This is a genomic window from Vreelandella profundi (assembly GCF_019722725.1).
Classification (GTDB): domain Bacteria; phylum Pseudomonadota; class Gammaproteobacteria; order Pseudomonadales; family Halomonadaceae; genus Vreelandella; species Vreelandella profundi.
Genome location: NZ_CP077941.1, coordinates 2,345,045 through 2,357,247 on the forward strand (window position 1 = coordinate 2,345,045; position 12,203 = coordinate 2,357,247).

At 54.5% G+C, this 12,203-nt stretch carries 11 protein-coding genes; 6 read left to right on the plus strand and 5 right to left on the minus strand.

Annotated features, from left to right (window positions below; translation table 11 throughout):
- Window positions 1–129 precede the first annotated feature (129 nt).
- Both KUO20_RS10810 and KUO20_RS10815 read left to right on the plus strand, forming a co-directional pair.
- Entirely contained in the window at window positions 130–1,044 is a 915-nt protein-coding gene (locus tag KUO20_RS10810; RefSeq protein ID WP_235039870.1) for a DMT family transporter, read from the plus strand.
- Window positions 1,045–1,086: 42 nt separating this feature from the next.
- Window positions 1,087–2,682, plus strand: a complete 1,596-nt coding sequence (locus KUO20_RS10815) for a bifunctional GNAT family N-acetyltransferase/carbon-nitrogen hydrolase family protein (protein WP_235039871.1) — start codon at window positions 1,087–1,089, stop codon at window positions 2,680–2,682.
- A 60-nt stretch (window positions 2,683–2,742) separates the two neighbouring features.
- Here KUO20_RS10815 and KUO20_RS10820 read toward each other — a convergent pair whose 3' ends face one another.
- The 3 genes from KUO20_RS10820 to KUO20_RS10830 all read right to left on the minus strand — a co-directional run bounded on the left by KUO20_RS10820 (window position 2,743) and on the right by KUO20_RS10830 (window position 5,479).
- Entirely contained in the window at window positions 2,743–3,042 is a 300-nt protein-coding gene (locus tag KUO20_RS10820; protein ID WP_235039872.1) for an MGMT family protein, read from the minus strand.
- A gap of 16 nt (window positions 3,043–3,058) precedes the next feature.
- A complete protein-coding gene (locus KUO20_RS10825; protein WP_235039873.1) occupies window positions 3,059–4,495 on the minus strand; it encodes an alanine/glycine:cation symporter family protein in 1,437 nt (478 codons plus the stop codon).
- 120 nt (window positions 4,496–4,615) lie between these two features.
- Window positions 4,616–5,479, minus strand: a complete 864-nt coding sequence (locus tag KUO20_RS10830) for a LysR substrate-binding domain-containing protein (protein WP_235039874.1) — start codon at window positions 5,477–5,479, stop codon at window positions 4,616–4,618.
- A 153-nt stretch (window positions 5,480–5,632) separates the two neighbouring features.
- Here KUO20_RS10830 and KUO20_RS10835 point away from each other — a divergent pair, with 153 nt between their 5' ends.
- The 3 genes from KUO20_RS10835 to KUO20_RS10845 all read left to right on the plus strand — a co-directional run bounded on the left by KUO20_RS10835 (window position 5,633) and on the right by KUO20_RS10845 (window position 8,700).
- Window positions 5,633–6,820 (plus strand): TauD/TfdA family dioxygenase, encoded by a 1,188-nt coding sequence (locus tag KUO20_RS10835; RefSeq protein WP_235039875.1) that lies wholly within the window; start codon window positions 5,633–5,635, stop codon window positions 6,818–6,820.
- Window positions 6,821–6,938: 118 nt separating this feature from the next.
- A complete protein-coding gene (locus KUO20_RS10840) occupies window positions 6,939–7,877 on the plus strand; it encodes an ABC transporter substrate-binding protein (protein WP_235039876.1) in 939 nt (312 codons plus the stop codon).
- A gap of 286 nt (window positions 7,878–8,163) precedes the next feature.
- Window positions 8,164–8,700 (plus strand): lipocalin family protein, encoded by a 537-nt coding sequence (locus KUO20_RS10845; RefSeq protein ID WP_422823076.1) that lies wholly within the window; start codon window positions 8,164–8,166, stop codon window positions 8,698–8,700.
- Here KUO20_RS10845 and KUO20_RS10850 read toward each other — a convergent pair.
- Window positions 8,669–9,625, minus strand: a complete 957-nt coding sequence (locus tag KUO20_RS10850) for a LysR family transcriptional regulator (RefSeq protein ID WP_235039877.1) — start codon at window positions 9,623–9,625, stop codon at window positions 8,669–8,671. The genes KUO20_RS10845 and KUO20_RS10850 overlap by 32 nt on opposite strands.
- 163 nt (window positions 9,626–9,788) lie before the next feature.
- Between KUO20_RS10850 and KUO20_RS10855 the strand changes: the two genes are divergently transcribed.
- Window positions 9,789–10,862, plus strand: a complete 1,074-nt coding sequence (locus tag KUO20_RS10855) for a tartrate dehydrogenase (protein WP_235039878.1) — start codon at window positions 9,789–9,791, stop codon at window positions 10,860–10,862.
- Between the two features lie 113 nt (window positions 10,863–10,975).
- Here the strand turns inward: KUO20_RS10855 and KUO20_RS10860 are convergent, their stop codons facing one another.
- Window positions 10,976–12,130 carry an alpha-hydroxy acid oxidase gene (locus tag KUO20_RS10860; protein WP_235039879.1) on the minus strand — a complete coding sequence of 385 codons (1,155 nt, stop codon included), beginning with the start codon at window positions 12,128–12,130 and terminating at the stop codon, window positions 10,976–10,978.
- Between the last annotated feature and the right edge of the window lie 73 nt (window positions 12,131–12,203).

The window sequence follows — 12,203 nt, forward strand, 5'->3', positions numbered from 1 at the left end:
AGACGCCATTATTCAAACAAGCGTATGACATCCTGAGCATCACGTATAGTCCCGCGGGGTTCTGTCAATCGCTTGCCCAGCGTATGAATTCACGGCACATTACCCGGCTAACGATAAGGAAACGTTGCTATGCCCTTGATTTACTTTTTACCGCCGCTCGCTACCGTGCTTATCTGGTCGGGCAACATGACCATTAATCAGCTTAGCGTAGGTGCCATTGCACCGAGCAGCATCGCTTTTTTACGCTGGCTATTAGCACTGGCGGTAATGACCCCCTTTGTACTGCCAGCGGTGCTGCGACACCGCGCGGAGATTCGCCGCCAGTGGCCTAAGCTTGCGCTGCTTGGGCTGCTCGGTATGGGGCTATGGCAAGGGCTTGCCTATGTCGCGGCAGAAACGACGACCGCGACGAATATGGGCATCCTGGCCGCGATGGTACCGCTATTAACAGTGCTGCTAAGCGCGCTGATTCTGCGCGAGCCACCCACTCTCGGCGGTATCATCGGCGGCGTGCTGGCATTTATCGGCGTTACGGTACTGCTGGGGCGCGGCAATCCGCTGTCACTGCTGCATTTACAGGTCGCGCTTGGCGATGCGCTGATGGTTGTGGCGGCCACCTGCTACGCGCTGTATGGCGTTATGCTCAAACGCTGGTCGATGAATTTACCGCCCTGGGTAATGCTCTATGCGCAGGTTTGTTTTGCGGTTTTGTTCTTACTACCGCCGTACTTGATGGGCCCGATGACGCCCATCGATGGACAAAACATTGGATTGATTCTCTATGCAGGCATTCCCGCCTCAGTAATTACCACCTTTCTTTGGATGCGCGCGGTGCGCCAAATCGGCGCCAACCAATCAAGCATTTTCATCAATTTAATGCCGCTGTTTAGCGCCGTGATAGCCATGATTTTTTTAGGCGAACAGGTGGCTAGTTTTCATCTGATGGGAGGGCTGCTAATTCTGGCTGGCGTGATCATGGCGCAAACGCTGACACGGCCGTTCGCACGTGACTTAACCTCCGATAAGTCGAGTCGCGCTCGATAATGCTAGAATGGTCGTTTATTTCTGACGCTGGGAAGCCCTAATATGTCCCTGGAAGAGCTGCATCTTAATCTGCGCAACCTAATGAGCGATGACTACGATCAGCTCAAGACATTGATGGACGCTGTCTATCACGATATTGGCGGTGCTTGGCCAAAGCGCACGATCGACAAGCTCATTCAAGAGTTTCCTGACGGCCAAATCGCCATTGAAGATGATGGCAACCTGGTAGGCGTGGCGCTGACGGTACAGGTGGATTACGACGAGTTTTCTAACCCGCACAAGTATGACGACCTGATCGGCCATCGTGAGATTATCCTCAATAATCAGGAAGGCGATGCGATGTACGGGCTGGATGTGCTGATCCATCCGGACTACCGCGGCTACCGCCTGGGCCGTCGCCTTTATGAAGCGCGTAAGGAGCTGTGCCGCTCGCACAACCTGCGCGCCATATTGGCCGGTGGGCGCATTCCCGAGTATTACCATCATGCCGATGAACTGAGCCCGGCACAGTACATCGACAAAGTCTCCCGCAAGGAGATTTACGACCCCATCCTCTCGTTCCAGCTGGCCAACGATTTCCAGGTCAAGCGCCTGCTGCGCAAATACCTTCCCGAAGACGAGCAGTCCAAGGGGTACGCGACCCTGCTTGAGTGGAACAACATTCTGTTTGAGCCAGCCGAGAACGTGCTGGACACGCGGCCAACCCAGGTGCGGGTAGGCGCCGTACAGTGGCAGATGCGTGAATTTGCCTCGGCAGAAGCCGCGCTACAGCAAATCGAATACTTTGTGGATGCGCTGTCGGACTATCAAAGCGACTTTGCGGTATTTCCTGAACTGTTCACCACGCCGTTAATGGGCCTTCAGGATCGCGCCGCGCAGCAAGATCAAATGGGCGCTATTCGCTTCTTGGCCGGGTTCACCGAACGCTTCAAGACCGAGCTTTCGCGCATGGCGGTCTCATACAATATAAACATTGTCGGCGGCTCGATGATTGAAGCCGGTGAAGATGACCGGCTCTACAATATCGCCTACCTGTTCCATCGCGACGGCAGCATCGAACGCCAGGCCAAGCTCCATATCACGCCACAGGAGCGCCGCGACTGGGTGATTGAGGGTGGCGACGGGCTACAGGTCTTTCAGACCGATGCAGGCCGCGTCGGCATTTTGATCTGCTACGACGTAGAGTTTCCAGAGCTGGGTCGTCTGCTGGCCGATCAAGATATGGACATTCTGTTCGTACCTTTCTGGACCGACACCAAAAATAGCTACCTGCGCGTACGTCACTGTGCCCAGGCGCGGGCCATTGAAAACGAATGTTACGTGGTGCTTTGCGGCAGCGTCGGCAATCTGCCTTCGATTGAAAACCTCGACATTCAATACGCTCAGTCAGCGGTTTTCTCGCCGTCTGATTTCGCCTTTCCTCACGATGCGGTACTGGCGGAAACGACGCCCAATACCGAGATGATTTTCTTCTCGGATCTGGATCTAACACGTCTCACGGTCGTGCGCGCTGAAGGCTCAGTGACGAACCTGAAAGACCGTCGTAAAGATTTGTTCGATTTACGCTGGCGCGACTGGTCGTGGAAATCAGGCGGTAAGCCTGACGAGCTAATGATTGGGCAAAATACCGATTCATAAGCTTAAACAACAACGCCGCCCCATTGGGCGGCGTTGTTGTTAGTAAGCGGCACGGCGCGCTCAATCAGGCCAAACAAGATGGGCAGGCACTCGCCCTTTCGCATCAAACAGCACGCCTTCATCGCTTAATTTGCGATGCTGACGCTCAGCCCCGCCGTGATCAGCCAGTTTCAAAGACGCCGCAATCACGCGATGCCAAGGCAGCTGATGGCCGTCCGGCAAATGCCGCATCGCCGAGCCGACCATGCGCGGCGTCGCGCCTTCCGTCATTTTAGCGATGCGGCCATAGGTGGTCACACGGCCAGGCGGAATCTGATCGACGATCGTGTAAATCTGTTCGAGTAGTTCCGGTCGAGCCATGACGACAACCTCCTTTTTACTTTTTCGGCCAAGCCTTAGGGTCAACCTTATTGGCTAACTTAGGGAACTTGCTGGGATCGAAGGTAGGCTCCTTGCCCGCTTTCAACTGCACTTCATAGTCGCGAAAGAGTGAGAAAGCCACCGGCGACAGCATCAAAATAGCCACCAAGTTAATAATCGCCATCATCCCCATCGATAGATCAGCGAAGTTCCAGATAGCTCCCAGGCTGGCCACCGAGCCCACCATAATCATCGCCAGCACCGCGAAGCGATAAAGCATAACGGCCACGGGGGCACGGCGTCCGGCTAAATACTCAATATTAGACTCACCGTAAGAGTAGTTGGCAATAACCGACGTAAACGCAAACAGCAGAATTGCCACCGCGACAAACATGCCGCCCCAGTCGCCCACGTGGCTGGATAGCGCCATTTGGGTTAGCTGAATGCCATTATTTTCATCACCGGACATGAGCTCTGGCCCGGCCATAATGATGATCGCCGCCGTTGCCGTACAGATGACCAGGGTATCTAAAAACACCCCCAGCATTTGGATAAAACCCTGCGCGGCAGGGTGGTCCGGCCGGGTAGAAGCCGTTGCCGCGGCGTTGGGTGCCGAGCCCATACCCGCCTCGTTAGAGAAGAGCCCGCGCTGAATACCGTTCATTATCGCCTGAGAAACGGCGTAACCAACGGCACCGCCGGCTGCCTGTTCAAGACCAAAAGCACTGCGCACAATCGTCATGATCGCGGCGGGCAATTCACTGATATTCAACCCCACCACGACCAGCGCCAGCACCAGATAAAGCAGCGCCATCAGCGGCACCACCAGCTCAGCTACTTTGGCAATCGACTTTAAACCGCCAAAAATGATCGGTGCGACCACCGCCATCAAGACTAACCCCATGGCCCAGGTGGGAATGGCAAATGCCTGTTCCATCGCCTGGGCGATGGAGTTGGCCTGAACACTGTTAAAGGCCAATCCAAACGCAATAATTAAACAAATTGAAAACAGCATCGCCAGCCAGCGCAAGCCAAGGCCTTTTTCAATATAGCGGGCCGGGCCACCGCGAAAGGTATTATCGCCATGGTCGGTTTTATACGCCTGCGCCAACGTTGACTCTACAAAGCTGGTTGCCATGCCGACCATCGCGGTCATCCACATCCAGAAAATGGCGCCGGGGCCACCAAAATAGATAGCGACGGCCACGCCAGCAAGGTTACCCGTACCGACTCGCGCTGCTAAGCTGGTTGAAAGTGCTTGAAATGAAGAGATACCGCCGTTTGATTGGCGGGAGCTGCGCAGCAGCTTAAACATATGGCCAAAATAACGAACTTGAACACCGCGGGTCATAACGGTGAAGTAGATACCAGCACCAATCAATAAGTAAACCAGCACGCTGCCCCACAGCAGTCCATTGCCTCGATCCACTAGCGCTGCAAGAGAAAATTCCATATATCAGACGCCTTTTTTTAGCATTGAAAACGCATCATTCTTCACGGTTGCACCAAAATGGCAAGAACATTGGAAAAATGATGCCTGTCACCAACGCATCAAACCAGCGATACAAGCGTCTTAACGTGACTCGACTAGCCACGTCCAAACCAAGGCGGCATCCTCATCTGCGTGACGACGATTAGGCCGCACTAACCAAAAGCGCTCATCACTCACTACGCTAAGCGCAAAGGGGGCAACCAGATCCGTACGCCGCTCCATTAAACGTCGATGGGTAAGCGCGATACCCCCGCCCTGGCTGGCTAGTGCCAGCGTCATCACCAGGTTATCGCAGGTTATTGACCAACACCGTGCTTCCATATCCGCTACGTTTGCGGCCTGAAGCCAACCTGACCAGCCAATGCCAAACCCTGCCGCATGCAGCAATGTATGCCCTGCCAAATCGCTTGGCGAAGCCAGTGTTTTAGCCAGAGCGGGCGAACAAACCGGCATCAGCTGATCCTCACCCAGCGACTGCATATCCACACCGGCCCATTCCCCTTTGCCGTAGCGAATTTCAATGTCGGCGCCCTCTGGGCCGAAGTCATCTGGCCAGATCGCACTGACCAAGCGAAGGGCCACCTGTGGATAGGCACGGTGGAAAGCGATTAAGCGCGGTGCCAGCCAGGACTGCTGAATGACAGGGGTCGTGCGCAGCGTAACCGGTTGCTCAGAGGTGCTGCCAAAGACTTCTAGCGTGCCTTCGCTGATACGCGCGAAAGCATCGTGGATACTCGGCAGCCATGCCTGCCCGGCGGGCGTTAACGTCAAACTACGGGCATGGCGCACAAACAGTTTTTGGCCTACGCGGTCCTCCAGCAGCCTAACACGCTGGCTGATGGCAGCCTGGGTGACGCCCAGCTCGTTACCTGCGGCGGTAAAACTCAAAGTGCGCGCCGCTGATTCAAAGGCTTGCAGCCATAGCAACGGCGGTAATTGACTCATGAAAAAGCAACCTATAAGTAAAACGATGTCTTAGGGGCCAGATTAATCGTTTGTCACCGGCGCGGCTACTCCTTCACCCTAGATAGCAACTAAGCACACCTCTTAGGCATCACCCTTTAGGCACTGCTGCCAAGGGAGCTATTCGGAGTTTTAATGAACAGCGCAGTACAAACGATACCCACGACAATAACGAACACTGCTCAAGTACCCAACATGGGCGAATTAACCCCCTACCAAACTGGTCCTGCACTCACCCAGGCAACGCTTGCCCAATATGGCGTCTCACTTGAGTGGCAAGATGGCCAGCAAACCACCCTGCCCCTGCTCTGGTTGCGCGACCACTGCGCCTGCCAAGCCTGCCGTCACCCGCAGACACGCGAAAGGCTCTACCTGCCACTTGAAGCAATTGCTGAGCCGCCAAGCGTTGAACTACTGGATGGCCACCTGCATCTGAACTGGCAAGATGGGCATGTCAGCGCATTTCATAGCGGCTGGCTATATCAACGCCGCCCAGAAGCGAGCCTGAGCTCAGCGGTCCCCAGCGTTAAGCCGTGGAACGATAACTTTGCGCCTGAGCGCATCAGTCACAGCGATTTTTTAACGCCTCACGGTGAGAAAGTCTGGCTCACCGCCATGCTACGCGATGGCTTGGCACTGATGACAGATGGCCCCCTGGTAGAAGAGGAAGTCAGCCGCTTGGCTGAGCGCATAGGGCCGCTGCGTGCCACCAACTTTGGCGCTCGCTTCGATGTGCGCTCAAAACCCAATCCTAACAACGCGGCTTATACGGCGGTAGGATTACCGCTGCATATCGATTTGCCCAACTGGCGCCAGCCGCCGGATATTCAGTTGCTCTACTGCCTGCAAAACGACGCCAGCGGTGGCGAATCGCTGTTTGCAGATGGCGCCCGCGTCGTCGAAGCCTTGCGCCAGCAGGATCCAGCAGCGTTAGCCATTCTCAGCGAGACACCGATTGATTTTCGCTTCCAGGATGAAACCCACGATATCTCTATGCGAGCGCCGGTGATTACGCTGGATAGCGCAGATAACTTGGTTGAGATACGTTTGAATAACTGGATTCGCGACGCACTTCACCTACCGGTGGAACAGATGGATGCTTGGTACAGCGCCTACGCTCTACTGTGGGAGCTATTTCACAGCCAAGCACACGAGATGGAGTTCACCCTTCTCCCTGGGCAGATGGTGGCGTTTGATAATCGCCGCGTGCTTCATGGTCGGCGCGAGTTCGACCCCAACAGCGGCGCACGCCATCTGCAGGGCACCTACCTAGACCGCGACATGCTGGCTTCACGCCTGCGCGTGCTGGCCCGCAACGTCTAGCGGTATTCAATAATCACCGCTTAGCTTGCAACATCTATTCGCCCATAAAGCCTATTTCACGACAAAATCTGTCCCACAATAAAATCTGTTCCACAGTAAACTTTAGCAAGGAGATCGCATGACACGGCTTAAACCTCTCGTATCAGGCATTGCCCTCGTCACCACCACACTATTTGCGTCGACCGTTCAGGCAGACGATCAAACCCTCGACTTTGGTGTACCCGCCTGGCCCGGCATTACGGTCAAAACCGCTATCGCCGAGCAGCTATTGAACCCATTAGGCTACGAGACTAGCACGCAGGAAATCGGCCTACAGGTGGTTTACCAAGGTATTGAAAGCGGTGATATCGATGCCTTTCTAGGCGCTTGGTTGCCCGCCCAGCGAGATATGTTTAACCCTCGTAAAGAATCGGGGGTCCTCATAGACGTCGCCAATAATGTTGATGGTGCGCAAATGACCTTGGCAGTGCCGGAATACCTGTATGAAAGCGGTATTCAAAGCTTTGCAGACCTTGACCAGAATCGCGATCAGTTCGATGGAAAAATACATGGCTTTGGCGCAGGCTCTGCGGCCAGTGAAATTCTCCATCAAGCGATTGATGACGACACCTGGGGATTGGGTGACTGGCAGATAGTTGATACCAGCGAAGTAGGCATGCTGTCCGCCGCACGCGATGCGATATCAAGGGAAGAGCCGATTGTCTGGGTTGGCTGGACGCCTCACTGGATGAACCTTGAACTGCCGATGCGCTACTTGGAAGATCCCGAAAATCTATTCGGTGAGAACAACGGCGAAAGCGACGTGCTGACACTTCTGCGCAACGACTATGCAAAAGCCAATCCCAATATCGTCACGTTTTTCGAGCAATTTACCTTCACCGCCGAAGAGCAAAGCGGGATGATTCAGGCGTTTGGTCAGGAGGAACGTCCGCTATCCGATGTCGCGGAGCAGTGGATTAGCGACCACCCAGAGCGTATTGAAGCGATGCTCGCTGATGTAGCCGCCACCGACGGTGATCCCGCCTGGCCGGTGATTGAAGAGCGCTTTAAGCTATAAGCTAAAAGCTATAAGCCTTCACCAGCATTAAGATTCTTTACCGCCATTCGATGTGGCCAATTGCCGCCGCGTCCCTCCTGGGTCGCGGCGTTCTCGCTGCCCCGAACCTGTGCCCCTGAAAAGTGTTCCTAATGAGGGTTTCTAACAAAGGCTATGCCGTTTGCTGTAAGCGACTTTTTAGTGATCACGTCACGTTAAAAGATGCTGATTCGCAGCGGCATGCTCTATTCTGTCGCTATTATCATCAACAGCCGCTGAACAAATTTACCGGCAAGGAGAGCGCTCAGTGAAAACCCTTATAGGCAGCAGCTTAGCTAGTGTGGCACTACTCACCGGCTGTACCGGCATTCCAGAAGGCACGCAGCCCGTCACCGGTTTCGAACTAGACCGCTACTTGGGCCAGTGGTACGAAATTGCCCGTTTAGATCACTCTTTTGAGCGCGGCCTTGATTGCGTCACCGCCACCTACAGCCTGCGTGACGACGACGGCGTGCGGGTTATTAACCGCGGCTACAATTTGCAGGAGCAAGAGTGGGATGAAGCTGAAGGCCGCGCCTATTTTATAGACGACGAGAGCGTCGGGCGTTTAAAAGTCAGTTTTTTCGGCCCCTTTTACGGCGGCTACAACATCTTAGAATTGGATGATGACTATCAATCCGCGCTAATAGCGGGCCCTAATCGTGACTATCTGTGGATTTTGTCACGCACACCGCAAATGGATAGCGCGACAGAAGCGCGTCTTCGTCAGCGTGCGGCAGAGCTCAACTTCCCGACCGATGAGCTCATCGACGTTACTCAGGGCGAGGCGTGCCCAGGCCGTTAATCGTTTCTTCTGGCAGTGCCGACACTCGCCCCACCATCTCGCGTTGCGCAAAATCAATAAAGGCGCGCAGCCTAGCAGGCACGTGGCGGCGCTGCTCAAATACCGCGTAAAAGTCTGCTCGTACGCCTTGCCAGCTTGGCAGTAACGCCACTAAGGCGCTGTTCGCTAGGTGCTCATTAACATCCCACCAAGAGCGCAACATCACGCCGTGGCCATCTAGCGCTAACCGGGTGATAACCTCCGCATCATTGCTTGCCAACCGGCCGCTGACTTTGACCGACTGCACCTTGGTAGGCTGACCGCATCGCTCAAAGCGCCACACCGGAAAATCGCTGTCGTTCTCGCGGATCACTAAGCAAGCATGCTGCTGCAAATCTGCGGGCGCTTGAAGCGTTGGCGCCTGAGCGATATACGCCGGTGATGCACAGAGCACTCGCCGATTCGCCAAAATTCGCCGGGCAACTAAGCGCGACTCAGGAGGCTCGCCAATGCGGATACCAATATCAAAGCCGTGATCGCTCAAATTAAGCGGAAAGTTAGTGAGCTCGAGCCACCCTTCTACGTCGGGATGCTGGGCACAGAAACGCGACAGCAGCGGAGCAATGTGGCGGCGACCAAAGCCGAAGGTGGCGTTAATACGCAGCCTGCCGCTAAGCGCTTGGTTAATATTCTCGCCTAATGAATTTTCCAGCTCATCAAGCTCATCTAAAATCAGCGCGCCGCGTGCAAAATAGCGCTCGCCCTCGGCCGTCAGGGTTAGTCGCCTTGTGGTGCGGGCAGCCAGCTCGACGCCTAAACGCCCTTCCAGCATTTTTAACCGCTTGCTCACCGCTGACAGCGAAAGGCCAAGCTCGCGCGCCGTCGCCGTTAAACTTCCGGCACGAGCTAAATGCTGAAAAAAAGCCAAATCATCCAAGTGAGCCATCTAATCCCTCGGCTATTCTCTACTTTCAGGCAATAATACCTTGAATAATAGCCTGATTATCTCTTAACAAATAGCCGCTACACTGAGTCCAGGTATTGCTGTGACGTTTCAATACGCATGCATCAGCACTCATCGTTAATAACAAACAATGTAAGGAGTTACCATGGCTCATACGATTGCAGTCATCGCTGGCGACGGCATTGGCACCGAAGTCATGCCCGAGGGCATTCGTGCGCTTGAAGCGGCTGCCAAGCGTTTTAATATTGATCTTGAATTTACCGTCTTTGAATTTGGTAGCTGCGACTACTATCTGGAACACGGCAAAATGCTGCCGGATGACTGGCTCCAGCAGCTAAAGGGTTTCGATGCGCTCTTCTATGGTGCCGTTGGCTGGCCCGAAAAAGTGCCCGACCATATATCCCTGTGGGGCTCATTGCTACAATTCCGCCGTCAGTTCGATCAATACATTAACCTGCGCCCTTGCAAGCTAATGCCCGGCATTAAGAGTCCGCTGGCGGGTCGCGAAGCGGGTGACATCGACTTTTATGTGGTTCGCGAGAACACCGAAGGCGAGTATTCAAGCGTTGGCGGCAAAATGTTTGAAGGCACCGATCGTGAAGTCGTCATTCAAGAAACCATCATGACCCGCATCGGCGTTGACCGTGTGCTGAAATATGCATTTGAGTTGGCTCAAACACGCCCACGCAAAAAGCTCACCTCGGCGACCAAGTCCAACGGCATCTCAATCACTATGCCCTATTGGGATGAGCGCGTAGTCGAAATGTCGAAAGGCTACCCAGAGATCGCCGTGGATAAATTCCATATCGATATTCTGACCGCTAACTTTGTACTTCATCCGGACTGGTTTGACGTAGTAGTGGGCAGCAATTTGTTTGGCGATATACTGTCTGACTTAGGTCCCGCCTGTACCGGCACTATCGGCATTGCGCCTTCGGCTAACATTAACCCGGAAGGCAAATTCCCGAGCCTGTTCGAGCCGGTTCACGGCAGCGCGCCTGATATCGCAGGCAAAGGTATCGCCAATCCTATTGGCCAGATATGGTCAGGTGCCATGATGCTTGAACACTTAGGCTACAAGGAAGCCGCCGATGCAATGGTAACGGCGATTGAAGAAGTACTTAGCGAAGGCGATAGCCAAGTGCTTACCCGCGACGTAGGCGGACAAGGCACTACCGCAAGTCTGGGCCGCGCCATTGCTGACAAACTTGCAGTCTGAGCAGAAAAGCGAGGCGTTCAATAAGTCGCTTATCCTCTTTGCTAGCGATGCACGTTTAAACCTGCGCTTGTAGCAACACAACGCCGCGTGAGCCATTGGCTCACGCGGCGTTTTTAAGGGCGGACCACTAAGTGCTCAGGAGCAAGCTGACCAATATCCGTCACTCCCATTAATGCCAAGTCGCGGACGACCTCTTCGCGCAGTAGATTCAAAGCATGAGTCACGCCCGCCTCCCCTGCATAGGCTGCCGCGTAGTTAATCGGCCTGCCAATGAATACAAAATTTGCACCTAATGCTAGCGCTTTAATAACGTCCGTGCCGCGTCTAAAACCGCTATCGACCATCACCGGGATATGCTCCACAGCCTGGACAATATCAGGCAGCGCATCGAGTGCCGCAACGCCACTATCGAGCTGCCGGCCGCCATGATTGGACACAATAATAGCGTCGCCTCCCAGCGCCTCAACCCGCCGTGCGTCCTCAGGATGCAGGATGCCTTTGACGATCAGCTTGCCTGGCCATAGCGCCCTTACCCGCTCCAGATAGCTCCAGTCGAGATGGGTGCGGCCAGAGAAATCGCGAGTGACATTCTTGGAAATAACCGCAATGCCTCGCTCGGCATAGTTATTCTCAAAATGCGGTATGCCGTGATGATAGAGCGTGCGTAGAAAGGTACCGACGAGCCAGCGTGGGCGAATAATGCCATCCCAGGCCAGCCGCAAACTCGGCCGAAGCGGCGATGAAAAACCGCTGCGGCGATTATTGTCGCCATTAGGCGGCACGGCATAATCCACCGTAATCACTAAGTTGCGGTAGCCAGCCCGCTCGACGCGGGCAAGCAATGCTTCAATCTCAGTAAGCGTGCCGGGCAAATAAGCCTGGAACCAGTCGGTGGGCCCCTCTTTATGAACGGTTTCAAGAGGGATAAGCGAGCTGCCGCTAAGGATCATCGGAAGCTTGGCTTTAGCGGCCGCGCGCGCCTGCACAAGATCACCGCGGTAAGCCGTTAGGGCACTAATCCCCATGGGAGCAATGCCAAAGGGCGCGCTATAGCGCTGGCCTAACAACTCGGTTTCGGTCGAGATTGCTGAAACGTCAACCAGGGCCCTTGGCCGCAAGGCGTAACGATCAAAAGCCTGCCGATTGGCGAGCTGCGTTTTACCTTCTTCTGCACTGTTAGCCACATAGCCAAACAGCGGCCTTGGTAAGTGCTTACGTGCTACGCGCTCAAAGTCCTGCAGGTTGCCAATTTGTTTTAGTTGCTTCACACCATTTCCTATTGGGTCTTCGTCCACGCGTTGGGGTTAAACAATAATAAAACTTATTCAACAGTCAATGTGT